The organism is Brachybacterium fresconis (genome assembly GCF_017876515.1).
Lineage (GTDB): Bacteria > Actinomycetota > Actinomycetes > Actinomycetales > Dermabacteraceae > Brachybacterium > Brachybacterium fresconis.
Map to the genome: position 1 here is coordinate 3,260,180 of NZ_JAGIOC010000001.1, position 24,052 is coordinate 3,284,231.

Genomic DNA, 24,052 nt, shown 5'->3' on the forward strand with positions numbered 1-24,052 from the left:
GCCGTCGCCCCCGGATCTCAGACCAGCTCGCGCGCCCCGATCTGGTCCAGCAGCCAGGCGAGCTCGTCGGCCCGCTGCTCCCACGCGTGATAGCGGCCGGAGCGCCCGCCGTGGCCGGCGACCATCTCGCAGCGGAACAGGATCGGCCGCTGCTCCTGGTCGCTGGTCACGGTCCCGCGCAGGCGGGCGATCCACTTGGTCGGCTCGACGAAGAACACGCGGGTGTCGTTCAGGGAGGTGGCGGCGAAGATCGCCGGGTAGTCCGCCGCCCGCACGTTCTCGTAGGGGGTGTACTCCTTCATGTACTCGTACACCTCGGGGTCGTGCAGCGGGTCGCCCCACTCCTCCCACTCGCCGACGGTCAGCGGCAGGGAGGGGTTGAGGATCGTGGTCAGCGTGTCGACGAAGGGGACCCCGGCGATGATCGCCCGGAAGCGCTCCGGCGCCAGGTTCGCGACGGCGCCCATCAGCAGCCCGCCCGCGCTGCGACCCTCCGCGGCCAGCCGGTCCGGGTCCACCAGGTGCGAGTCCGTCAGGTGCTTCGCGGCGGCCACGAAGTCGGTGAAGGAGTTCTTCTTCTCGAGCAGCTTCCCGTGCTCGTACCAGCCGCGGCCCATCTCGCCCCCGCCGCGCACGTGCGCGATCGCGATCACCACGCCGCGGTCCAGCAGCGACAGCCGCGTGGGCCCGAACGCGGGGTCGATCGACATCTCGTAGGAGCCGTAGCCGTACAGGTAGCCCGGGGCGGTGCCGTCGGCCGCGACCTCTCTCCGTGCCACCACGGACAGCGGGATCGCGGTGCCGTCCTCTGCCGTGGCCCAGTCGCGCCGCTCGACGTACAGCTCGGGGTCGTAGCCCGGCACCGGGGTGACGCGCAGGATCGCGGTCCCGCCGCTCTCCACGTCCCGCTCGGCGATGGTGGGCGGGGTGAGCAGGCTGGTCAGCTGGTAGCGCACGGTGGTGCGGTCCCAGCCGGGATTCGCATCCAGCTCCACGGTGTCCAGCTCCCCGCCGTGGTCGAGGTCGGCGGCCCGTTCGACCAGCAGGGACCCGTCGGCCGCGCGGGGGATGATCCGCACGCTCGCCAGTCCGGCGCTGCGCAGCTCGAGCGCCACGAAGGAGGCGAAGGCCTCGACGGCCAGTAGACGCTCTCCCTCGCCGGCGACCACCAGGTCCGTCCAGGCCGACGGGTCCTCGATGCTCGCCTGGGCCAGGGCGAAGCCCTGCGCGGACTCGTTGTGGACGATCAGCAGGCGGTCCCCGGCGTGCTCGAGCGTGTAGTCCACGCCGTCGCGCCGGCCGCCGGCCGGCACCGGGGCCGACGTCGGCTCCGCCAGATCCAGCATCCAGGCCTCGGTGGTCGAGGTGGAGCCGGCCTGGATCACCAGCGTGGAGCCGTCCCGGGAGCGGTCGAAGCCGATCATGAAGCGTTCGTCGGGCTCCTCGAGAACCAGTTCGTCGCGCTCGGTGGGCGTGCCGAGGCGATGGCGCCAGATCTGGTGCTGGCGCCAGGCGTCGTCGACCCGCGCGTAGAACAGCCACTGCTGATCGGTGGAGAAGGCGAGTCCGTAGCCGGCGCCGGTCACGGACTCGTCGAGGATCTGCCCGGAGGCGAGGTCCTTGATCTGGATCCGGAAGCGCTCGTCGCCCGTGGTGTCGACCGCAAAGGCCAGCAGGTCGTGGTCGGGGGAGGGCGCCAGAGCGCCCAGGGAGTAGAACTCCGATCCAGCGGCTTCCGCCTGCGCGTCCAACAGCACCTGCTCGCCCTCGAGCAGCTCGCCGGGGACGACCTCGGGCAGGGCTCCGCCATCGCGCACCCGGGTGAAGGCGGGGTAGTCGTTCCCGGCGGTGGTGCGGGTGATGTACCACCAGTCGTCCCGGCGCACCGGGACGCTGAGGTCGGTCTCCTGGGTATGGCCGATGAACTCCGCGACCAGCCGGGCGCGGAGATCCGCGAGGTGGGCGGTGCGGGCGTCGGCGTAGGCGTTCTCCGCCTCCAGGTGCGCGATGACCTCGGGGTCCGTTCCGTCCCGCATCCACTCGTAGGGGTCGACGACGGTGTCGCCGTGGAAGGTCCGCTCGCGGGGGCGGCGGGGCGGGGCGGGGGCGGCGGTGATCTGCTCGGTCATGCTCCGAGCGTAGCGGCGCGCGAGAGGCCGTGCGGGGGCCCGACGGGTGGCGACGGCGTCGTCGACGTCGCCACCCGTGGGCCGGTCAGGCCCGGATCCCGGGCACGTCGAGCTGGTCGAGCAGCCACGCCATCGATTCGGCGTGGGCCTCGACGGCCGCGTCGTGCACGGCCGGCAGGCACCGCAGCAGGACGGGGCGCTGCGTGGGATCCGAGGTGATCCGGGCGCGCAGCTGGGCGACCCAGACGGCCGCCTCGGTGGGCGGGATGTCCGTCCCCTCCAGCGCGGTCCAGGCGAACACGGCGGGGAACTCGGTCTCCGGGACGTTCTCCGCCGGGCTGTACCCGCGCAGGTGGTGGTAGATCGCCTCGTCCTCGACGGGATCGCCCCACTCCATCCATTCCTCGAGCGTGAGCATCACCTCCGGATCCAGGAGGGTGGCCAGCGGGTCCACCAACGGTGCCCCGGCGATGATCGCGCGGAAGGCGGAGGGCGCCCGGTTGGCGCTCGCGGCGACCAGCAGCCCGCCGGCGCCCATGCCGACGGCCCCGAGCCGTCCTTCGGCCACCCAGCCGGTGGCGGTCAGATGCTCGGCGCAGGAGATGAAGTCGTCGAAGGAGGCGTCCTTGGTGAGCTGGCGGCCGGCCAGGTGCCAGTCGCCGCCCATCTCGCCGCCGCCGCGGACGTGCGCGATCGCGACCACGAGTCCGCGATCCGCCAGGGCCAGGGCTCCCTGGCCCAGTGCCGGGTCGAGGGAGGTCCCGTAGGCGCCGTCCCCGTACAGCAGGCCGGGGGCCGGGCCGTCGGCGAGCACGTCCCGCCGGGCGAGAACGGAGATCGGCACCGCGGTCCCGTCGCGCGCGGTGGCCCAGAGCCGGCGTTCGAGGTACTGGGCCGCGTCGAACCCGGGGAAGGGCACCTGGTGCAGCACGGTGACCTCGTCGGTGGCCACGTCGGCCTCCGCGAGGGAGGTCGGCGTCAGCAGGGAGTCCAACCGATAGCGGACCGTGCTCTGGGTCCACGAGGGGTTGGCGTCCAGCCGTACGGCGTCGAGCTGCCCGCCGTGGCCGAGGGCGCGCACGGAGAGGGCATCGAAGCTGCCGTCGGCCCGTCGGCGGATGATCCGCACGCCGGGCAGGCCGGCGGCGCGGACCTGGAGGGCGGCGAAGTCGGCGAAGGCCTCGACGGATTCGAACTCCTCGCCGTCGCCGGCGGTGAGCAGGGTCTGCGCCGCGGGGGAGCCGTCCCGTCCCGGCAGGGAGGTCTCCCCGAGCACGTCGCGGCCGTCGTCGTCCTGGTCGATCACGAGGAGGCGGTCGCCGGCGTGCTCGAGGGCCGGGCGCGCCCCCGCACGGCGGCCGGTGATGCTGCTCAGGGGGCCGGTGGGGTCGGCCAGGTCCAGCAGCCAGGTCTCGGTGGTCTCGATGGACTGCGAGCGGATCAGCAGGCTCGACCCGTCCCGGGACCGAGTGATCTGGAGCTCGCCCCAGGGTTCGGTCTCCTCCAGCAGCACCTCGTCCGAGTCCGCGGCGGTGCCGATCCGGTGACGGCGGACCTGGTGGCTGCGCCCGAGGTCGTCGAGGTGGGTGTACAGCAACCACTGCCCGTCGTGGGAGAAGCCGAGATCCGCTCCGGCGTCGCGGACGGACTGATCGATCACCTCGCCACTGGTCAGGTCCGTGATGCTGATGGCGCAGCCGCTGGTGGAGATCTCGGCACGGGCCAGGAGATCCTGGTCGTTGCTGAGCGCGAAGCCGGGGGTGCGGCGACGACCGGCGATCAGGAGCTGCTCGTGCTCGCCCGGCTCCCCGGCGGGGAGGATCGGGACGCCGCCGGATCCGATCCGGACGTCCTGATCAGCGATCCGGGACAGCGCGAGGTCCCTGCCGTGCTCGTCCTGGCGCGGCCGGTCGATGTACCACCAGGAGCCGGAGCGCACGGGCACCCCGAGCTCTTCGGCGGCGCGCGGAGCCGCGAGGTCCTGGGACAGCGCAGAGACCACAGGAGCGAGGTGGGCGGTGCGGGCGTCGGTGTAGGCGTTCTCGGCCACCAGATGGGCTGCCACGTCCGGGGAGCGGCGATCGCGCAACCAGGCATGCTCGGTGACGACGGTGTCGCCGTGCACGGTGCGGGACTGTGGATCTCGGGCGGGATGCGGGGCACGATGCTGGGTCGCGTCGATGCTCGCGAGGGCTTCCTGAGTCATGGTTCCGGCTTTCGCGTCGAAGACGGGACGACGCTGCGCGGTGCGCGAGGAGGTCGAGGTCCGTCAGGGGCAGGGCAGTGGAGAGCTGTGCTGCGGGTGCGGGAAATCGTCCCGGGCCGGGCGACGTCGTCGTCGCCGGCCACAAGAGGGGATCACGAGGTGCGTGAAGGATGCGGAGCGAACTCTGTGGGTCAGGTGGTCGCTCGGGCGCCGCTGCCGGGCGGTGCGGTGATATCCGGGCCCGGAGGGGCGTGGATCCCTCCGCTGTGACGACCTGCCCATCCGCTGACGGGCGGGTGCGCAGTGCTCACGGGCGGGCGTGGGGGTCGGCGCGGGCAGGCCCTGCGTTCGGTGTGGAGCATCGCGACACCTCCGTGTGGCGATTCGATCGTCCGACATGTCCGATATCGTGTGACCTGTCGAGGGTGATCCCTCGTGGTCCTGTGCTCGATGGCGCGGGACGCCCGAGCGGCCGAGGGGAGAACGTCGTGCGCGGGTCGACCGGAGCGGACTGCGGTGCTTCTCTGCATCGCCATGCGGATCGGCCCTCCTTGTCCCGTGCGACGTCTTCGATATCGAGGGGGTGCGAGCGATCCTCCGATCCGAGGGACTCGCACGCACCCGATGAATGTCGAGGACGTTACCCTGGGCTTTTTACAGGTTTGTCGAAATAAGTGAACGCTGCGGGGCATCACACCCTCCGGAACCACCGAGAACTCGTGATGAGCGGGCGTGATGTGATGCACATGGTTGAGAGGTGATGCAGGTGGATGGTGGCGAGTCCTTCGCGCGCAGCCTGCGGTCCTCGATCGAGCGCAGCGGCCTGTCCCTGACGCAGATCTCCCAGCGGCTGCGGGCCCGCAGCCGTCCGGTGAGCGTGGCGACCCTCAGCAATTGGCAGTCGGGGCGCAGCCTCCCCGGCAGCGGGCCCTCGATCGGTGTGGTGGCTGCCCTGGAGGACCTCCTGGGAAGATCGCCGGACTCGCTCGTGGATCTCGTCGGAGCGCCTCGCCTCCAGGGCCGAGGGGTCCCGGACACCCGGTTCATCGGGCACCGGTCGAGCAAGAACGTCTTTCGCGATGCGCTGCTGGAGCTGGGCTTCGAATCGCCCGAGCGGTACGCCCACGAGCGGGTCTTCCAGCAGCTCGCGACCATCGACTCCGGCCGCGATGTCCAGCAGTTCACCTCGCGGGTCACCGTGCGGGCGCTGGAGTCGGGCACCTGTCGACTGCCGGCGGTGCATGTCCTGGAGCCGTCGGAGCCGAACTTCGCCCCGCAGTACATCCCCCTGGAGGGGTGCACGGTGGGCCGGACGGTGAACTGGCCCGAGCGTCGTGCCTACGGCGTCGAGCTGAAGATCGATGGGCACCTGAATGCCGGCCAGGTGGCGACGTTCGCCTACCGGGTGGAGATGCATGCGGCGGCGACCGACGTGACCGGGACCTTCTACTCGCTGGCTCGGCGAGCGCACGACGTGCTGCTCGAGGCCGAGTTCCGCGGCCCGCACCGACCGCTGCGCTGTGAACGGTATCGACGCAGTGAAACGGCCGAATCGGTCACCCCGGTGCGGCTGGACCGGCGTGATCGGATCCAGCTGGCGGAGTCCCGCTTCGGACCGGGCTCCTTCGGGCTGCGCTGGGTCTGGGAGGAGAACGACGAGACCGACGATCTCGACGACGCCGACGACCTCGACGATGCCGACGAGATCGACGGGCTCAGCTGATGAGGAAGTCGCCGAGCCCGTCGATGCGCCCGAGCGCCTCGGCCACGCGGGCGTCGGCCGCCGCATCGTGCTGGGCCATCGGGAAGCGGGCCTGGCCGACGTCGAGCCCGCGGGAGCGCATCGCGGACTTCAGGACCGGATACACCTCGCCGTCCGCCAGGGCATCGAGCAGACGCACGGCGATCTGCTGCAGGCGACGGGCCTCGGCCAGGTCCCCGGCCCGGACAGCGCGGTGCAGGGCGACGTACAGGGCCGGTGCCAGGTTGAAGGTGGCGCCGATGCCTCCGTTCGCCCCCTGGGCCATGGCGGCGAGCAGGAGGTCGTCGGAGCCGAGCAGGATGGTGAAGTCCTCGCCCAGCCGAGCGCGGAGCCGGGCCAGTATCGCCAGATCGCTCGAGGTGTACTTCAGGCCCTGGATCACCCCTTCCTCGGCGAGGCCGGTGAGAAGCTCGGCGCCCAAGGGGCGCCCCGTGAAGCCGGGGATCGTATAGGCCAGCAGCGGGAGGTCGCTGTGCTCACGGACGTCCCGGAAATAGTGCGCAAGGGAGTCGTCGCCGTATCCGTAGTAGAGGGGGATCGATGCCGACAGGGCGGTCGCCCCGTGATCGACGGCCCGCAGCGCCAGCTCCCGGACGGCTCGCTGATCGGACGCGGCGACCTGGAAGACGACCTCGCGTCCGGACGCCTCCTCGGCGACGGTCTCGAGGACGAGGAGCCGCTCCTCGGTGCTGAGCAGGTAGTACTCGCCCGAGGTTCCCGAGACGAAGTAGCCGTCGACGCCCGCATCGTTGAGCCGGTTGACGAGCGTGCGCGTGCGCTGGGGAGAGACCCTCCCGTCCTCCTCATAGGCGGTGAGCAGGGCGGGCAGGATGCCGTCGATCGTCACAGGGTCCCTCCGGAGGCGTCGGGGTCAGGAGCGGCAGGAAGGCCGTGCGCGAGGGGTGGGCGCGGCTCAGTGCTCGGCTTCTGCCGGATCCTATAGGACGCGGTCGACAGGCCGGTCCGCCGGCGATGATCACGCCCCGGGATCACCGACCGCCGGTGTCCAGGAAGGCCTGCAGCGCCAGGACGGCGGCCCCGACCGCACAGGGGTGGGGCTGGACCTGGGAGACGACCACCTGCGTCGTGGTCTCGTCCTCGAAGTGCTCCCGGGCGGCTCGCAGGTAGATCGCCGGGGCGGCCTGGACCGGGGTGCCGGCCAGCACCATGGATTCCAGGCCCAGCGCGATCGCGAGGTTCGCCGCGATGCGGGTCAGCGGCAGGGCGGCGGCGAGGACATCGGCCTGGGCCGTCGCAGAGCCCTGAGTGGCCTCCAGTGCGGTGCGGGAGAGTTCGTCCACCCCGTCGGGAGCGACATAGAGGTGTAGGCAGCCACGCCGTCCGCAGGCGCAGACCGGGCCCTCGGGGTCCACCCGGAGGTGGTCCAGGCTCTGCCCGCTGTCGGGGCGGAACGGGACGCCGTCCAGCAGGAGGGAGAGCGTCGTCGTCGACCCCAGGTGCACGGTCCCCGACAGTCCCGCTCCCGACTGCTCGCCGCTCCAGAAGCTGCCCAGGGCGGCGCAGGTCCCTTCCCGGCCGCGGGTGGCGCGCACGTCGAGCTCGGCGGTCAGCGCCCGGAGCGCCTGGTCGACCTCCTCGGGCAGCTGCGCCGGCACGGCGAATCCGATCCCGGTCATCGCGCCCAGCTCGTCGTCGGGGATCAGGGCGGCGAGGCCCTCGCGGACTGACTCGGAGACCTCACGGGGGTCGGTCGCATCGACCAGCGGCAGCACCACCCGCGACTGCAGTGCGCCGGTGGTGTCCACGGCCACCATCGAGAGGCGGTCGTGGTCGATCGTGCACCCCAGCGCCCGTCGGGCCGCATCGTTGACGCGCAGCAGCGTCGCCCGCTTGCCGCCGGTGGAGCGGGCGTGCCCGCTCTCCCACAGCAGCCCGGCGGCCAGCAGACGCTTGACCGAATTGGTGACGGTGGCGGCGGTGACCCCCAGTTCCCGGGCGATCTCGACGCGGGTGCTCTCGGTGCGGCGGCGGACGACCTCGAGCACGGCGGTGTCCATGGCCGGGGGTCGACCGTCGCCGCTGCGGATCATCTCTCGCCCTTCCGCCGATCGTGACCATTCCGGGACCTGCCTCGGAGGGCGTTCCCTCTTGACGGACCCTGACGTCCTTTGCAGAATGAGGCTACTTCATTAACTGAATGAAGAAAGATCCGTGGAGGGGCGCGTTCGACCGATCCAGCGCCGACCACCGGCACGCGATGACGCGTGGACAAGGAGAGCAAGGATGCACCTGAAGCGCCGTGACCTGTACAAACTAGCTGCCGTCGGAGCGGCGCCGCTGGCGCTGGCCTCGTGCGGGCAGGCGTCCAACCTCGAGACCGGCGGCGGAGGTGGCGGGGATCAGGAGAAGCCGATCCTCACCGTCAATGCGACAGAAGCCACGCTCACCCGGAACCTCAACCCGCACTCGCCGTCCGTGATCCCGATGGTGCAGGGGATGATCTACGAGACCCTGTTCTACTTCAACCCGCTCCAGGCCATCGATCAGGAGCCGCAGCCGCAGCTGGGGGACACCTACGCGTGGAACGAGGACGGCACCGCCCTCACGGTCGCCGTGCGCCAGGGCGTGACCTGGACCGACGGTGAGCCCTTCACCGCCCGTGACGTCGCCTTCACCTTCACGAGGATCAGCGAGACCGAGGCGCTGAACGACGGCGGCACCGCCCCGACGGCCGAGGCGAGCGACGACACCACCGTCGTCATCACCTACGCCGAGCCCTCGTTCACCGAGGGCCCCAACGCCCTGGGTCGCACCTGGATCCTCCCCGAGCACCTCTTCACGGACGTCGAGGACCTCGCGACCTACCCCAACGAGGACCCCGTCGGCACGGGGCCCTTCCGTCTGGACGACTTCTCCCCGGAGTCCTACCTGCTGGTGGCGAACGAGGACTACTGGGAGCAGGGCAAGCCCGCCATCGGCGGCGTCCGGGCCATCACCACCTCCGGCAACCAGTCCGCGACCGACCAGTGGCTGGCGGGGAACATCGACTACATGTCCGCGGCGATCCCGAGCCTGGAGGAGCACGTCGAGTCCAGCCCCGATCTGGCCTTCACCAACACCGGGATCTCGCAGATGGCCCTGATGGCCGCTTCGAACCCCGAGCTGGGATGCGAGGGCCCGCAGACCGACGTCGCCGTGCGCAAGGCGCTCTACTACGGGATGGACCGTGAGCAGCTGTCGAAGCTGGCGTTCTTCGACCTCGGGGCCGACATCTCCCCGTCGTTCGCCCTGCCCGAGCGGGATGCCGATTTCATCGACCCCTCGATCGAGGTCGCACCGTGGAACGCGCGTCCCGACGAGGCGACCGCGGTGCTCGAGGACGCCGGCTACGAGCTCGGCGAGGACGGCGTGTACGCCAAGGACGGCGTGCGCGTCTCGATGACCGTCTCCTGCCCCACCGGCTGGTCCGACTACGCCACCGCCCTGGACACCCTCGCCCAGCAGTACCGGGAGCTCGGCATCGAGCTGATCCCGCAGCAGGTCAGCGTCAACGAGTGGAACGACTCCAAGGCCAAGGGGACGTACCAGCTGGTGATCGATTCCGTCGGTCAGGGCCCCGCCCCGGATCCGTACTACCCCTACCGCAACCACTTCTCGACCGAGAGCACGGTGCCCGTGGGCGAGAACGGCAACCCGTACCAGAACATCACCCGGTTCTCCGACCCCGACGTCGACGCGGCCCTGGACGCCGCCTCGGCGACCGACGACCCGGAGGCCAAGAAGGAGCAGTACTTCCTGATCCAGCAGAAGCTGGTCGACGTGATGCCGGCGATCCCGGTGCTGATCGGGTCGAGCCTGACGGAGTACAACACCTCCCGCGCCACCGGATGGCCGACCGAGGAGGACATGTACGCCTACCCGATGTCCTGGTCCGCGCCCGACAACGCCATCGTCCTCAAGACCGTCACGCCCGTCCAGTGACCGGGGCGGGGGACGACGAAAGGAACCGCTGACCGTGCATCTGCTGCGCAAACTCGGGTTCTACCTGGTGGCCCTGTGGGCCGCCGTGACCCTGAACTTCTTCATCCCCCGTCTGCTGCCGGGCAGCCCGGTGGACGCCGTGCTGGCCAAGCTCGCGCTGCGGGGCCCGGTCGACCCGGGTACCCGCAGGTCGATCGAGATCATGCTCGGGGCCGACGACGACCAGCCCGTGATCCAGGAGTACGTCGCCTACCTGGGCGGATTGTTCTCGGGCGACCTCGGGGTCTCGGTGACCTACTTCCCGACCCCGGTCACCGACATCATCGCCCAGGCCCTGCCGTGGACGCTGATGCTGGTCGGGATGGCCACCGTCTTCACCTTCATCCTGGGGATGGCGCTGGGCACCATCGCCGGGTGGAAGCGCGGCACCTGGTTGGACTCCCTGATCCCCGCGACCACGATCCTGCAGGCCGTGCCCTACTTCTGGCTCGCGCTGCTGTTCATCTACGTGCTGTCGGTCAACCTCGACATCTTCCCGATCGCCGGCGGCTACGACGCCTCCCTGGTGAAGCCCGCCTTCGACTACCCGTTCCTGTCCAACGCCGTCTACTACGGCTTCCTGCCGGCGCTGACGATCGTGCTGTCCTCGCTCGGCGGCTGGCTGCTGGGGATGCGCAACATGATGGTCTCCACCCTCAGCGAGGACTACATCCTCACCGCCGAGGCGAAGGGCCTCAGCCCCCGTCGGGTCATGATCATGTACGCGGCGCGCAACGCGATGCTCCCCAGCGTCTCCGGGTTCGCGATCTCCCTGGGATTCGTGGTCTCCGGCTCCATCGTCGTCGAGACGGTGTTCTCCTACCCCGGCATCGGCTTCACGATGCTCCAGGCGGTCAACAACAACGACTACTCGCTCATGCAGGGCCTGTTCCTGATCATCACCGTCGCCGTGCTGGCCGCGAACCTCGTGGTGGACCTGCTGTACGGCATCATCGACCCCCGCACCCGGGCACGGGGCTGAGGAGCAGACATGACGTCCACACCCGCGCGACTCGGCGGCGCCGTGCGCCGCAATCTCACCCCGTCCCTGGTCATCGGCGTCGGCCTGGTGGTGGTGATCGTCCTGTTCGGACTCATCGCCCCCTTCTTCACCGACGACCCGCTGACCGTGCACAACTACGGCATGCAGGGGCCGTCGGCCGATCATCTGCTGGGCACCACCCAGACCGGCCAGGACGTGCTGGCCCAGCTGGCCTGGGCCACCCGCGGATCCCTCCTGGTGGGGGTGATCGTCGCCGTGCTGGCCCTGTTCCTCTCCGGGTTCTTCGGGATCCTCGGGGGATACCTGGGTGGGTGGCTCGACGAGGTGTTCTCCCTGTTCACCAACGTGGTGCTGATCCTGCCCGGTCTGCCGCTGATGATCGTGATCGGCTCCTACGTCCAGCAGCGCGGCCTGCTGCTGATCGCGTTCATCCTGGCGATCACCTCCTGGGCCGCCGCGGCGCGGGTGCTGCGCTCGCAGACCCTGTCGATCCGTACGCGCGACTACGTCCAGGCCGCGAAGATCGCCGGCGAGAAGCCGCACCGGATCATCGCCGTGGAGATCCTGCCGAACCTGCTGCCGGTGATGTCCAGCGGCTTCGTGTTCGCGCTGATCACCGCGATCCTCGGCGAGGCCGGGCTGAGCTTCATCGGGCTCGGTGTGGTGGGCACGCAGACCTGGGGCTCGATGCTCTTCTATGCCCAGAACGGGCAGGCCCTCACCCTCGGTGCCTGGTGGTGGTTCGTGCCGCCGGGGCTGCTGATCGCGACGCTCGGCTGCGGGCTGTCGCTGATCAACTTCTCGATCGACGGCATCATCAACCCGCGTCTGCGCAGCGCGCCGAAGCAGGTCAAGCAGGTCTCGACGGCACAGAAGACGGAGGCGATGGCATGAGTTCCCCCGACACCACGACCACGGGAGGTACGACGGGGGCGTCCCCGCGGAACGCCGGAACCGCCGGAACCGCCGGGGGCGCCGTGGACGCCGGGACCGCCCGCGACCCCCTGACCAGCCTGGAGGACACCCGATCCGGTGCCGGCTCGCCCGTGCTCGAGGAGCCCGTTCTGACCGTTCAGGAGCTGTCGGTGGTCTACGAGGTGGATCCCCCCGTCCACGCCGTCCACGCCGCGTCGTTCACGCTGCGCCGCGGGGAGGTTCTTGGCCTGGCCGGGGAGTCCGGCTGCGGCAAGACCACCTTGGCCTACGGCCTGAACCAGCTGCACCGCCCGCCGGCGCGGGTCACGGCCGGGGCGGTCACCTTCCATGACCGCGACGGGGGCGATGTCGACGTGCTCGCCCTGTCCGGTCAGGGGCTGCGGGCCTTCCGCTGGTCGAAGATCGCGATGGTCTTCCAGGGGGCGATGAACTCCCTGAATCCGGTGCTGAGCGTCCGTGCCCAGCTGGCGGACGTGTTCACCACGCATCGCCCCCACCTGGAGGCCGCCGAGCGCCTGAGCCGCTCGCGCGAGCTCCTCGAGCTGGTCGGCGTGGACCCCGCACGTCTCGGCGCCTTCCCCCATGAGCTCTCCGGCGGGATGCGTCAGCGCGTCATGATCGCCATGGCCCTCGCGCTGGATCCGCAGCTGATGATCATGGACGAGCCGACGACGGCGCTGGACGTCGTGGTCCAGCGGGAGATCCTCCAGGAGATCCTGCGACTGCGCCACGAGCTCGGCTTCGCGGTCGTCTTCATCACCCACGACCTGCCGATGCTGCTGGAGATCTCCGACCGGATCGCGATCATGCGCGGCGGACGGATCGTCGAGCTGGACACCGCGGAGAACCTCTACTTCGAGCCCCGCGACCCCTACACCCGCCGGCTGCTGGGCTCCTTCCCCTCGCTCACCGGGGACGCGGGCGATTTCGTGCGGGCCGGATTCGACGCGGAGGAGACGCGATGAGCACCCTGACGGTCGCCGACCTGTCCAAGACGTACCTGCTGCGCGACGGGCTGCGCTTCAGCCGCCTCGAAGCGGTCCGGTCCGTGAGCTTCGAGCTGACCCCGGGGCGCACCGTCGCCCTGGTGGGGCAGTCGGGCTCCGGGAAGTCCACCATCGCCAAGCTGATCGCCCAGCTGGAGACGCCGACCTCGGGCACCCTCTCGCTGGACGGCAGACCCGTCGGCCGGCGGGGCCGGGCGCTGGCGGCCTACCGGGACCAGGTGCAGATGGTGTTCCAGGACCCCTTCGCCTCCCTGAACCCCTTCCACAGCGTCGGTCACCACCTCGAGCGGCCCCTGCTGCTGCACGGCAAGGCCACGAAGCAGACCGCCCGCGAGAAGGCCCTGGCCCTCCTGGAGCGGGTGAACCTGTCCCCGGCCACCGTGTTCATCGACCGCAAGCCGCATGAGCTCTCCGGGGGCCAGCGTCAACGGGTGTCGATCGCCCGCGCCCTCGCCCCGGAGCCCAGCATCCTGGTGGCCGACGAGCCCGTCTCGATGCTCGATGTGTCGATCCGACTCGGCGTGCTGAACCTCCTGGCCCGCCTGCAGCGCGAGGAGAACCTCGCCCTGCTGTACATCACGCACGATCTCGCGACCGCACGCCACTTCTCCGATGAGATCCTGGTGATGTACCACGGTGATGTGGTCGAGCAGGGGGCGGCCGACGACGTGATCCTCGATCCGCAGGCAGAGTTCACCAAGCAGCTGCTGGTGGCCGCCCCCGAACCCGGCGCCAACCCGCGCTTCCTCGCCGAGGCGAGACGTCGCGGGGTGCCCATGCCCGATCATCTCGCCGCCCTGGAAGAGAGCCCGTGACCGCTGTGACCTCCTCGATGCACCCCATCTCCCGTCGCGACCTGCACGAGGGATGGACCCTCACCGTGACCGACGGGCCGGTGCCCTTCCCGATCGCGGACGTCCCCGCCACGGTCCCCGGCACCTTCCTCACCGACCTGCTGGCGGCCGGACTGATCCCGGACCCCTACCTCGACCGGAACGAGCACGAGCTGGCCTGGTCCGGGGAGGTGGACCTCTCCTATACCGCCCGCTTCGAGTGGTCGCCGAGCGGTGCCGACCGGGTGGACCTGGTGGCGGCCGAGCTCGACACCGCCGCGACCGTGGTGCTGAACGGCCAGGAGATCGCGACCGTGCAGAACCAGCACCGCTCCTGGCGCTTCGACGTCACCTCCGCGCTGCGCGAGGGCGAGAACGTGCTGGAGATCCGCTTCGCCTCCCCGCTGCGCACTGCCCGGGAGAACATCGAGCGGCTCGGGGACCTGCCGGCCGTCGGCAACGACCTGCCGTACAACGCGATCCGGAAGATGGCCTGCAACTTCGGATGGGACTGGGGTCCGGTGCTGGTCACCAGCGGGATCTCCGGACCGATCGGGCTCGAGGAATGGTCCGGCGCACGCCTGGCGCCGATCCGCCCGCAGGTCACCGTCGAGCAGGGGCACGGCGTGGTGGAGCTGCAGGTCCCGATCGAGCGCTCCGGAGGCGCGGGGGACGAGACCGTGAGCGTCTCCGCCCGCCTGCTGGACCCCTCGGGCCGCCAGATCGACGAGACCACCCAGAGCTCGCAGACCGATGAGCTCGCCGTGCGGCTGTCGGCCGAGGACCCGCAGCTGTGGTGGCCGCGGGGATACGGCGATCAGCCCCTGTACGGCGTGGCCGTGGAGCTGCGGGACGCCGCCGGCGTGCTGCGCGGGACCCGGACCCACCGGATCGGCTTCCGCACCGCCGGAGCCATCGAGGAGGCCGACGAGATCGGCACCTCCTTCACCCTCACCGTGAACGGGACGGCGATCCTCGCCAAGGGAGCCAACTGGATCCCCGAGGACTGCTTCCCCTCGCGGCTGACCGCCCAGGACTACCGCCGGGCGGTCACCGACGCGGTCGAGGCGGGCATGAACGTGCTGCGCATCTGGGGCGGGGGGCTGTACGCGCCCGAGGAGCTGTACTCCCTGTGCGACGAGCTGGGGATCATGGTGTGGCAGGACGTCGCGATGGCCTGCGCCGCCTACTCCGAGAGCGAGCCGCTGCGCTCCGAGGTGATCGCCGAGGCCCGCGAGCACATCGTGCGCCTGGCCTGGCATCCGGCGCTGGTGCACTGGAACGGCAGCAACGAGAACGTCGAGGGGTACTACCACTGGGGATGGAAGGAGACCCTGCCCGAGGGCGCCACCTGGGGAAACGGCTACTACACGGAGATCTTCCCGGCCCTGCTGGCGGAGCTGGACCCCACCCGCAGCTACACCCCCTCCAGCCCCTTCTCCCGACCGCTGATCGACCAGCCCCGCCACCCCGACCACGGCACCATCCACAACTGGGTGGCGTGGGCCTCCGAGGAGGACAACGACTACCTCCGCTACCGCGACACGATCCCACGGTTCTCCGCCGAGTTCGGATACCAGGGCCCGGCCAACTGGGCGACGATCGCCCGCGCCGTCAGCGAGCGCCCGCTGGACGCCGACTCGGCGGCGATGCTCTCCCACCAGAAGGCCGTCGGCGGACAGGACAAATTGCGCCGCGGCATGGCCGCCCACCTGCCCGAGGTCGAGGGGTTCGACGATTTCCACTTCGCGACCCAGCTCAACCAGGCCCGCGCCCTGATCTGCGGGATCGGGCACTATCTGTCGTACTGGCCGCGCTGCGCCGGCACCATCGTGTGGCAGCTGAACGACTGCTGGCCCGTCACCTCCTGGGCGGCGGTGGACGGGGACGGCCGGCGCAAGCTGCTCTGGTACGCCCTGCGGGACCTGTACGCACCGCTGCTGATCACCGTGCAGCCGCGTGAGGACGAGGAGGTGGTCAGCGTGGTCAACGACAGCGCCACCTCCCTCGACGGGCCGCTGGTCCTGCGTCGGCAGACGCTCGACGGCGAGGTGCTCGCCGCGGTGACCTCGCAGCTCCAGGTCGCGCCGCGCTCCGCGACGACCGTGCCGGTTCCCGCCGAGCTGCGGGGGACGACGGGGGCCGGGGACCAGGTCCTCGTCGCCGAGCTGCGGACCGGCAGGGGAGGGGAGAGGCGCGGACGGACGGTCCACTTCCCCGTCGAGGACCGTGCGTCCGAGCTGCGCGGCGGCGCCTACGAGGCCACCGCCGCCGCCGTCGAGGGCGGGGTCGAGATCAGCGTGCACGCCACCGGCACGGTCCGCGACCTCTGCGTCCTCGCCGACAAGGTCGACCCCGACGCCGTCGCCGAGCAACAGCTGCTGACCCTGCTGCCGGGCGAGAGAGCCACCGTCCGGGTGCGCACAGCCGGGACCGCCGCCCCGCAGGAGTACCTGGCCCCGACCGTGCTGATCAGCGCGAACGATCTGGTGGCCCGGGCGCCGGAGCGGGCAACGGGGCAGAGCGATGAGGATCGAGCGATGAGGGCAGGACGATGAGGGCTGGGCGATGAAGGGCACGTGATGAAGACGGGACGGATCGGCATGCCGGCGCCGCGGTCGATGTGGGAGGCGAGCTCCGAGCAGTTCCACACGCTGGTGCTGCGCGGACTCGAGGAGACCGCGATCGCCGCCGGCCATGGCGTGCTCAGCGAGGTGGTCGACACCCCGCAGGCGGAGCTCGCGGTGATCCGCAGCTGGGCCGAGGAGCGCCGCGTCGACGTGGTGGTGCTCAAGGACCTACGGCGCGACGACCCGCGCCCCTCGGTCCTGCGGGCGGCGGGCGTGCCCTTCGTGCTCGCCGGCGACGTCCGCCAGAGCGGGGCCGACGCGGCGGTGCTGACCGACAACTCCGGGGCGACCCGGAAGCTGCTGACCGATCTGGTCGCGCTCGGCCACCGCCGCATCGGGCATGTCGGGGGCCCGGGGAGCCTGCTGCACACCCAATGGCGTCAGGAGGCCTACGACGACTTCGTCGCCGAGCGCGACCTGCCCGCGCTGCACCTCGAGGGCGACTACAGCGCGGACAGCGGGTCCCGAGCCGCTGCCACCCTGCTGGCCCGGGACGAGCCCCCGACGGTGCTGGTCTTCGACAACGACGCCATGGCCATCGGTGGAGCCGCCAGAGCGCGGCAGCTGGGCCTGGACGTCCCGGGGGACGTCTCCCTGGTGTCCTGGGACGATTCGCTGGCCTGTCAGGTCTGCGATCCGCCGCTGGCCGTCCTCGGGCACCGCGCCCACCAGCTCGGCATGGACCTGGGCAGGGCGGCCACGGCCGTGCTCGCGGGAACGGCCGACGGGATGCGCCTGGTCCAGGAGCTGCCCGACATCACCCCCCGGGGTTCGCTGGCGCGCGCCCCCGCCTGAGCGCCATCGCTCCCGGCCCCTCCCTGCTCATGATCGCCAGGGCACGGCCCCCTCTCGCGGCCCGTGGCCAGTCCCGGGCCCGAGGCTCCTCGCCATGCGGGGTGCTGCGGCGTATCCTGGGGAAACGCCGCACGGGAAGGTGTGGACCATGAACGTCTCGCGGAGCATCGTGGTGGGCTACGACGACACCACGGCATCGACGGCCGCCGTGCGCTGGGCGGCGGATCTCGCTCGCGGCTCCGACATCGGGCTGCGGATCGTGCACGCCTGGACGTGGCCTCTGCTGGGCAGCGGCATGGCCGGCGTCCCGGTGATCGATTCGGCCGGGCCCCGCAACCAGGCGCTGCGCCTGCTGGACGACGTCGCCGAGGACGTCGCGGCGAAGACTCCCGACGTCATCGTGCATACAGAACTGATCCCGGGCAGCCCTCGGGACGTCCTCGACGAGGTCTCGCAGAACACTGATCTGCTGGTGGTCGGAACCCGAGGCCTCGGCGCCGTCCTGGGCACTCTGCTGGGATCCGTCAGCCGGGGACTGCTGCATGATGCGGGCTGCCCGGTCGCCGTGATCCGCTCCGAGCACCATCGCGCGGGCCCGGTGCTGGTCGCCTATGACGGGTCGGATGCCGGGTGGGAGGCCGTCGACGTCTCCGCAGATCTCGCCGCCACCTGGGGGAGCATCCTCCGGGTCGTCCACGTCCAGGACGATGGACATGCTCCCTATGCCAACAACCTCGAGGCCTGGAGCGGGGGGACCCGTTCGCGGACCCTGCTCGACCGGGCGGCGGAGCGTGCCCGGTCCCGGCACCCGGAGCTCACCGTGGAGACACGGATGCTCGAAGGTCGTTCTGCCGCAGAGGGCCTGCTCTCCGCCGCAGCCGGTGCCCGCATCCTGGTGATGGGCCATCGTGGGCTGAGCCGAGGACCTTTCGGCTCGACCGCCCATGCCACGGTCCTGCACGCGACGGGGAACATCCTCGTCGTCCGCCGCCCCGCTGCGGAGTGACCTGACTCGCGTCCGCGCCCCCACGGTTTGAACGTCGGCCCGCGACCCCGTTAAGCTGTCCGACGGTAGCGTGTCCGAGCGGCCGAAGGTGCTTCACTCGAAATGAAGTGTGCGGTGACCCCGCACCGCGGGTTCAAATCCCGCCGCTACCGCTCCTGACCAGGGAGTTACCCGGTCACCGAAGGCCCCCGTCATCAGCTGGCGGGGGCCTTCGTCGTCCCCGGGTCGCGTCAGGCAGAGCATTGGCGTGCCCGGGGATGCTCCGTGGAGCGCGGGGCGGCATGCGCTCCCTCAGCCGTCACTAACACAAGAAGCCCGGATCGCCTTCATCGGCAGGATGTCGGAACGGTCACCTGCCGAGGGCCCCGTTCTGGCTTGACGGGTGCTGGCGATCTGCGTAATGTTCTTTCTCGTGCCCAGCAGGTCGGGACAGCGGAAAGGCCGGAAGGCCGGCCCGGGAATCTCGGTCTGACGAGGCACGGCAGGTCTCTCCGGAAGGAGTTGGCGCGGCGGGGATCACATCCCACCGAGTTGACATGGAGGACCGGAACCCGTAAGTTGTAAGGGTTGCCCCGGAGCTGAAGAGCCGAAAGGTTCGGATCTCTGAGTGCGCGTGTTGCTTGATATCTCAATAGCGTGTCTGTTTATTGATGCCATTATTTTGAATGGCAAATTTTAACGGATGATTAGCAGTTTATGCTAGTTGTTTGTTGTTTGCTGGGATTTTTCTATGTTTTCATGGAGAGTTTGATCCTGGCTCAGGACGAACGCTGGCGGCGTGCTTAACACATGCAAGTCGAACGATGATGGTGGTGCTTGCACCGCCTGATTAGTGGCGAACGGGTGAGTAACACGTGAGTAACCTGCCCCCCTCTTCGGGATAACCTCGAGAAATCGAGGCTAATACCGGATATGAGTTTCCACCGCATGGTGGTTGCTGGAAAGTTTTTCGGTGGGGGATGGACTCGCGGCCTATCAGTTTGTTGGTGAGGTAATGGCTCACCAAGGCGATGACGGGTAGCCGGCCTGAGAGGGCGACCGGCCACACTGGGACTGAGACACGGCCCAGACTCCTACGGGAGGCAGCAGTGGGGAATATTGCACAATGGGCGAAAGCCTGATGCAGCGACGCCGCGTGAGGGATGACGGCCTTCGGGTTGTAAACCTCTTTCAGTAGGGAAGAAGCGAAAGTGACGGTACCTGCAGAAGAAGCGCCGGCTAACTACGTGCCAGCAGCCGCGGTAATACGTAGGGCGCAAGCGTTGTCCGGAATTATTGGGCGTAAAGAGCTTGTAGGTGGCTTGTCGCGTCTGCCGTGAAAACCCGAGGCTCAACCTCGGGCGTGCGGTGGGTACGGGCAGGCTAGAGTGTGGTAGGGGAGACTGGAATTCCTGGTGTAGCGGTGAAATGCGCAGATATCAGGAAGAACACCGATGGCGAAGGCAGGTCTCTGGGCCATTACTGACACTGAGAAGCGAAAGCATGGGTAGCGAACAGGATTAGATACCCTGGTAGTCCATGCCGTAAACGTTGGGCACTAGGTGTGGGGGACATTCCACGTTCTCCGCGCCGTAGCTAACGCATTAAGTGCCCCGCCTGGGGAGTACGGCCGCAAGGCTAAAACTCAAAGGAATTGACGGGGGCCCGCACAAGCGGCGGAGCATGCTGATTAATTCGATGCAACGCGAAGAACCTTACCAAGGCTTGACATGGACCGGACGGCTGCAGAGATGTGGCTTTCTTCGGACTGGTTCACAGGTGGTGCATGGTTGTCGTCAGCTCGTGTCGTGAGATGTTGGGTTAAGTCCCGCAACGAGCGCAACCCTCGTTCCATGTTGCCAGCGCGTAGTGGCGGGGACTCATGGGAGACTGCCGGGGTCAACTCGGAGGAAGGTGGGGACGACGTCAAATCATCATGCCCCTTATGTCTTGGGCTTCAAGCATGCTACAATGGTCGGTACAATGGGTTGCGAAGCTGTGAGGTGGAGCGAATCCCAAAAAGCCGGCCTCAGTTCGGATTGGGGTCTGCAACTCGACCCCATGAAGTCGGAGTCGCTAGTAATCGCAGATCAGCAACGCTGCGGTGAATACGTTCCCGGGCCTTGTACACACCGCCCGTCAAGTCACGAAAGTCGGTAACACCCGAAGCCAGTGGCCCATCCTTGTGAGGGAGCTGTCGAAGGTGGGATCGGTGATTGGGACTAAGTCGTAACAAGGTAGCCGTACCGGAAGGTGCGGCTGGATCACCTCCTTTCTAAGGAGCATCACCATTATGGTGGCCATTTTCCTGCCCGAGTGTGGTGGGGATGGTTGCTCACGGGTGGAACATCAATGAATGGGCACTTCACCAGTCGGTGTGGTTTCTTCAGTACGGCCTCTTTTTGAGGGGTCTGGAACGAGTGCTGCCGGGTGGTTCGAGGTGGAGACACGCTATTGGGTTGTGAGGCTGCACGCGTCCCTGGTGCTTTTGGGTGCTGGGGTGTGTGGCTGGTCCTCCCTCGTCATGGTCCGCTGGTTTGCGGGTGTGGTGGGTGTGGGGTTGTTTCTTGAGAACTACATAGTGGACGCGAGCATCTTGTAAGCAATTTTTATGATTTTGTGTCTTTGTGTTGCTAAGTTTTTTAGAGCGCACGGTGGATGCCTTGGCAAGAAGAGCCGACGAAGGACGTGTGAGTCTGCGTTAAGCCTCGGGGAGTTGACAACAGAGCTGTGATCCGAGGATGTCCGAATGGGGAAACCCACCGCGAGTCATGTCGCGGTACCCGCCACTGAATGTATAGGTGGTGTGGAGGGAACGCGGGGAAGTGAAACATCTCAGTACCCGCAGGAAGAGAAAACAAAGAGTGATTCCGTGAGTAGTGGCGAGCGAAAGCGGAGGTGGCTAAACCTGGTCTGTGTGATACCCGGCAGGGGTTGCAGGTCGGGGGTTGTGGGACGTGTCTGGTCCGTCTGCCGGCGGATCGACGTGGACGCATAGCAGTAGTCGAAGTCGTGGTGAGTGCGACGGCGTAGAGGGTGTGACCCCCGTAGACGAAACTGATGTGCGGCGTGATGCTGTTCCCGAGTAGCACCGGACCCGTGAAATCCGGTGTGAATCTGCCAGGACCACCTGGTAAGCCTGAATACTACTTCTTGACCGATAGCGGACAAGTACCGTGAGGGAAAGGTGAAAAGCACCCCGGGAGGGGAGTGAAATAGTACCTGAAACCGTGTGCTTACAATCCGTCGGAGCCTTTTGGGGTGACGGCGTGCCTTTTGAAGAATGAGCCTGCGAGTTAGTGGTCGGTGGCGAGGTTAACCCGTGTGGGGTAGCCGTAGCGAAAGCGAGTCTGAACGGGGCGTTCAGTCGCCGGCTCTAGACCCGAAGCGAAGTGATCTATCCATGGGCAGTGTGAAGCGCGGGTAAGACCGCGTGGAGGCGCGAACCCACTTCAGTTGAAAATGGAGGGGATGACCTGTGGATAGGGGTGAAAGGCCAATCAAACTTCGTGATAGCTGGTTCTCCCCGAAATGCATTTAGGTGCAGCGTTGCGTGTTTCGTGTCGGAGGTAGAGCACTGGATAGGCGATGGGCCCCACCGGGTTACTGACCTTAGCCAAACTCCGAATGCCGATACGTGAGAGCGCAGCAGTGAGACTGTGGGGGATAAGCTTCATGGTCGAGAGGGAAACAGCCCAGAACATCAGCTAAGGCCCCTAAGCGTGTGCTAAGTGGAAAAGGATGTGGAGTTGCTGAGACAACCAGGAGGTTGGCTTAGAAGCAGCCACCCTTGAAAGAGTGCGTAATAGCTCACTGGTCAAGTGATTCTGCGCCGACAATTTAGCGGGGCTCAAGCACACCGCCGAAGCTGTGTCACTCCAGCCTTGTGCTGGGGTGGGTAGGGGAGCGTCGTGCAGCCGGTGAAGCCGCGGGGGAACCCAGTGGTGGAGGCTGTACGAGTGAGAATGCAGGCATGAGTAGCGATAGACGGGTGAGAAACCCGTCCGCCGATTGATCAAGGGTTCCAGGGCCAGGTTTATCCGCCCTGGGTTAGTCGGGACCTAAGGCGAGGCCGACAGGCGTAGTCGATGGACATCGGGTTGATATTCCCGAACCGATCGTAGGAGGACCCATACCGAGGCAGCTGATGCTAACCACCCGAGCTGGCCCCATACCCTTCGGGGTGTGGAGGTTGGTGAGGCTGGGAACCAAGGTTGTAGTAGGTCAGCGCGTGGGATGACGCAGTGAGGTAGCTTCCGCGGACTTAATGGAATAGTCCGTCTAAGCGTGCAGCCCGGCCCCGGGTAATGCTGGGGCCATGAGGGTCAGACGTGATGGGGATCCCGTAGGGGCGAAGGTGAGTGATCCTGTACTGCCTAGAAAAGTTCCGGCGTGACGAATACGGTCGCCCGTACCCGAAACCGACTCAGGTGATCAGGTAGAGAATACCGAGGCGTTCGAGAGAATCGTGGTTAAGGAACTCGGCAAAATGCCCCCGTAACTTCGGGAGAAGGGGGGCCCGAACCGTGAGAGCGGTGAGGGCCGCAGAGACCAGGGAGAAGCGACTGTTTACTAAAAACACAGGTCCGTGCGAAGTCGTAAGACGCTGTATACGGACTGACGCCTGCCCGGTGCTGGAAGGTTAAGAGGACCGGTTAGATCCCTTCGGGGGTCGACGCTGAGAATTTAAGCCCCAGTAAACGGCGGTGGTAACTATAACCATCCTAAGGTAGCGAAATTCCTTGTCGGGTAAGTTCCGACCTGCACGAATGGCGTAACGACTTCTCCACTGTCTCAACCGCGAACTCGGCGAAATTGCATTACGAGTAAAGATGCTCGTTACGCGCAGCAGGACGGAAAGACCCCGGGACCTTTACTATAGTTTGATATTGGTGTTCGGGACGGCTTGTGTAGGATAGGTGGGAGACTGGGAAGCATTCACGCCAGTGAGTGTGGAGTCATTGTTGAAATACCACTCTGGTCGTTCTGGATTCCTAACCTCGGTCCGTGATCCGGATCAGGGACAGTGTCTGATGGGTAGTTTAACTGGGGCGGTTGCCTCCTAAAGAGTAACGGAGGCGCTCAAAGGTTCCCTCAGCCTGGTTGGCAATCAGGTGTTGAGTGTAAGTGCACAAGGGAGCTTGACTGCGAGACAGACATGTCGGGCAGGTGCGAAAGCAGGAACTAGTGATCCGGCACTCCATTGTGGAATGGGTGTCGCTCAACGGATAAAAGGTACCCCGGGGATAACAGGCTGATCTTGCCCAAGAGCTCATATCGACGGCATGGTTTGGCACCTCGATGTCGGCTCGTCGCATCCTGGGGCTGGAGTTGGTCCCAAGGGTTAGGCTGTTCGCCTATTAAAGCGGTACGCGAGCTGGGTTTAGAACGTCGTGAGACAGTTCGGTCCCTATCCGCTGCGCGCGTTGGATATTTGAGAAGTCCTGTCCCTAGTACGAGAGGACCGGGATGGACTGACCTCTGGTGTGCCAGTTGTTCTGCCAAGAGCATGGCTGGTTGGCTACGTCGGGAAGGGATAACCGCTGAAAGCATCTAAGCGGGAAGCCTGCTTCAAGATGAGATATCCATGCACCCTTGTGGTGTGAGAGGCCCCCAGTAGATGACTGGGTTGATAGGCCAGATGTGGAAGCACAGCAATGTGTGGAGCTGACTGGTACTAATGGCTGATGACTTAATAACACATTTTTGTTTACTGTTGTGTGTTCGCGTCCACTGTGTGGTTCTGGAGAAACAATCCCAGGACACTGTTCCCGGCTGGGGTTGG

13 protein-coding genes, 1 tRNA gene and 2 rRNA genes are annotated in these 24,052 nt (G+C 67.5%); 12 read left to right on the top strand and 4 right to left on the bottom strand.

Translation table 11 applies throughout. The features are described from left to right. Positions 1-17: 17 nt before the first annotated feature. Both JOF44_RS14530 and JOF44_RS14535 read right to left on the bottom strand, forming a co-directional pair. Positions 18-2,129: a S9 family peptidase gene (locus JOF44_RS14530; protein ID WP_209892870.1), complete on the bottom strand. Its 2,112-nt coding sequence runs from the start codon at positions 2,127-2,129 to the stop codon at positions 18-20. Between the two features lie 85 nt (positions 2,130-2,214). Beyond that, positions 2,215-4,335 (bottom strand): prolyl oligopeptidase family serine peptidase, encoded by a 2,121-nt coding sequence (locus JOF44_RS14535; RefSeq protein WP_209892873.1) that lies wholly within the window; start codon positions 4,333-4,335, stop codon positions 2,215-2,217. A gap of 760 nt (positions 4,336-5,095) precedes the next feature. On the opposite strand from JOF44_RS14535, the gene JOF44_RS14540 reads away from it, so the two are divergent. Then, a complete protein-coding gene (locus tag JOF44_RS14540; protein WP_209896061.1) occupies positions 5,096-6,058 on the top strand; it encodes a helix-turn-helix domain-containing protein in 963 nt (320 codons plus the stop codon). Here the strand turns inward: JOF44_RS14540 and JOF44_RS14545 are convergent. Both JOF44_RS14545 and JOF44_RS14550 read right to left on the bottom strand, forming a co-directional pair. Further along, entirely contained in the window at positions 6,051-6,944 is an 894-nt protein-coding gene (locus JOF44_RS14545; RefSeq protein ID WP_209892876.1) for a dihydrodipicolinate synthase family protein, read from the bottom strand. The genes JOF44_RS14540 and JOF44_RS14545 overlap by 8 nt on opposite strands. 142 nt (positions 6,945-7,086) lie before the next feature. Continuing rightward, positions 7,087-8,148 carry an ROK family transcriptional regulator gene (locus JOF44_RS14550; protein WP_209892879.1) on the bottom strand — a complete coding sequence of 354 codons (1,062 nt, stop codon included), beginning with the start codon at positions 8,146-8,148 and terminating at the stop codon, positions 7,087-7,089. A gap of 193 nt (positions 8,149-8,341) precedes the next feature. Between JOF44_RS14550 and JOF44_RS14555 the strand changes: the two genes are divergently transcribed. From JOF44_RS14555 to JOF44_RS14605, 11 genes are all read left to right on the top strand, one after another. Further along, positions 8,342-10,039 (top strand): ABC transporter substrate-binding protein, encoded by a 1,698-nt coding sequence (locus tag JOF44_RS14555; protein ID WP_209892883.1) that lies wholly within the window; start codon positions 8,342-8,344, stop codon positions 10,037-10,039. A 34-nt stretch (positions 10,040-10,073) separates the two neighbouring features. Then, a complete protein-coding gene (locus JOF44_RS14560; RefSeq protein WP_209892886.1) occupies positions 10,074-11,060 on the top strand; it encodes an ABC transporter permease in 987 nt (328 codons plus the stop codon). Between the two features lie 9 nt (positions 11,061-11,069). Beyond that, complete coding sequence (locus JOF44_RS14565; protein ID WP_209892889.1) at positions 11,070-11,975, top strand: ABC transporter permease; 906 nt, start codon at positions 11,070-11,072, stop codon at positions 11,973-11,975. A gap of 152 nt (positions 11,976-12,127) precedes the next feature. Further along, entirely contained in the window at positions 12,128-12,982 is an 855-nt protein-coding gene (locus JOF44_RS14570) for an ABC transporter ATP-binding protein (protein WP_342591889.1), read from the top strand. Beyond that, on the top strand, positions 12,979-13,839 hold the full coding sequence (locus tag JOF44_RS14575) for an ABC transporter ATP-binding protein (protein WP_209892895.1): 861 nt from the start codon (positions 12,979-12,981) through the stop codon (positions 13,837-13,839). Before JOF44_RS14570 ends, JOF44_RS14575 begins: the two co-directional genes overlap by 4 nt. Then, positions 13,836-16,415, top strand: coding sequence for a glycoside hydrolase family 2 protein (locus JOF44_RS14580; RefSeq protein ID WP_209892898.1), 2,580 nt, complete (start codon positions 13,836-13,838; stop codon positions 16,413-16,415). Before JOF44_RS14575 ends, JOF44_RS14580 begins: the two co-directional genes overlap by 4 nt. A gap of 24 nt (positions 16,416-16,439) precedes the next feature. Beyond that, entirely contained in the window at positions 16,440-17,282 is an 843-nt protein-coding gene (locus tag JOF44_RS14585; protein WP_209892901.1) for a LacI family DNA-binding transcriptional regulator, read from the top strand. 148 nt (positions 17,283-17,430) lie between these two features. Beyond that, on the top strand, positions 17,431-18,288 hold the full coding sequence (locus JOF44_RS14590) for a universal stress protein (RefSeq protein ID WP_209892905.1): 858 nt from the start codon (positions 17,431-17,433) through the stop codon (positions 18,286-18,288). Between the two features lie 64 nt (positions 18,289-18,352). Then, positions 18,353-18,440, top strand: a tRNA-Ser gene (locus tag JOF44_RS14595). Between the two features lie 583 nt (positions 18,441-19,023). Continuing rightward, positions 19,024-20,542, top strand: a 16S ribosomal RNA gene (locus JOF44_RS14600). Positions 20,543-20,898: 356 nt separating this feature from the next. After that, positions 20,899-23,967 (top strand): 23S ribosomal RNA (locus JOF44_RS14605). The 16S and 23S rRNA genes sit together here, the layout of an rRNA operon. The last annotated feature ends 85 nt before the right edge of the window (positions 23,968-24,052 follow it).

Bases quoted from the DNA above. Each gene is read 5' to 3' on its own strand.
- JOF44_RS14535 (WP_209892873.1), bottom strand. From the start codon at position 4,335: ATGACTCAGGAAGCCCTCGCGAGCATCGACGCGACCCAGCATCGTGCC.
- JOF44_RS14555 (WP_209892883.1), top strand. From the start codon at position 8,342: ATGCACCTGAAGCGCCGTGACCTGTACAAACTAGCTGCCGTCGGAGCG.
- JOF44_RS14530 (WP_209892870.1), bottom strand. From the start codon at position 2,129: ATGACCGAGCAGATCACCGCCGCCCCCGCCCCGCCCCGCCGCCCCCGC.
- JOF44_RS14565 (WP_209892889.1), top strand. From the start codon at position 11,070: ATGACGTCCACACCCGCGCGACTCGGCGGCGCCGTGCGCCGCAATCTC.
- JOF44_RS14540 (WP_209896061.1), top strand. From the start codon at position 5,096: ATGCAGGTGGATGGTGGCGAGTCCTTCGCGCGCAGCCTGCGGTCCTCG.
- JOF44_RS14575 (WP_209892895.1), top strand. From the start codon at position 12,979: ATGAGCACCCTGACGGTCGCCGACCTGTCCAAGACGTACCTGCTGCGC.
- JOF44_RS14590 (WP_209892905.1), top strand. From the start codon at position 17,431: ATGAACGTCTCGCGGAGCATCGTGGTGGGCTACGACGACACCACGGCA.
- JOF44_RS14585 (WP_209892901.1), top strand. From the start codon at position 16,440: ATGAAGACGGGACGGATCGGCATGCCGGCGCCGCGGTCGATGTGGGAG.
- JOF44_RS14550 (WP_209892879.1), bottom strand. From the start codon at position 8,148: ATGATCCGCAGCGGCGACGGTCGACCCCCGGCCATGGACACCGCCGTG.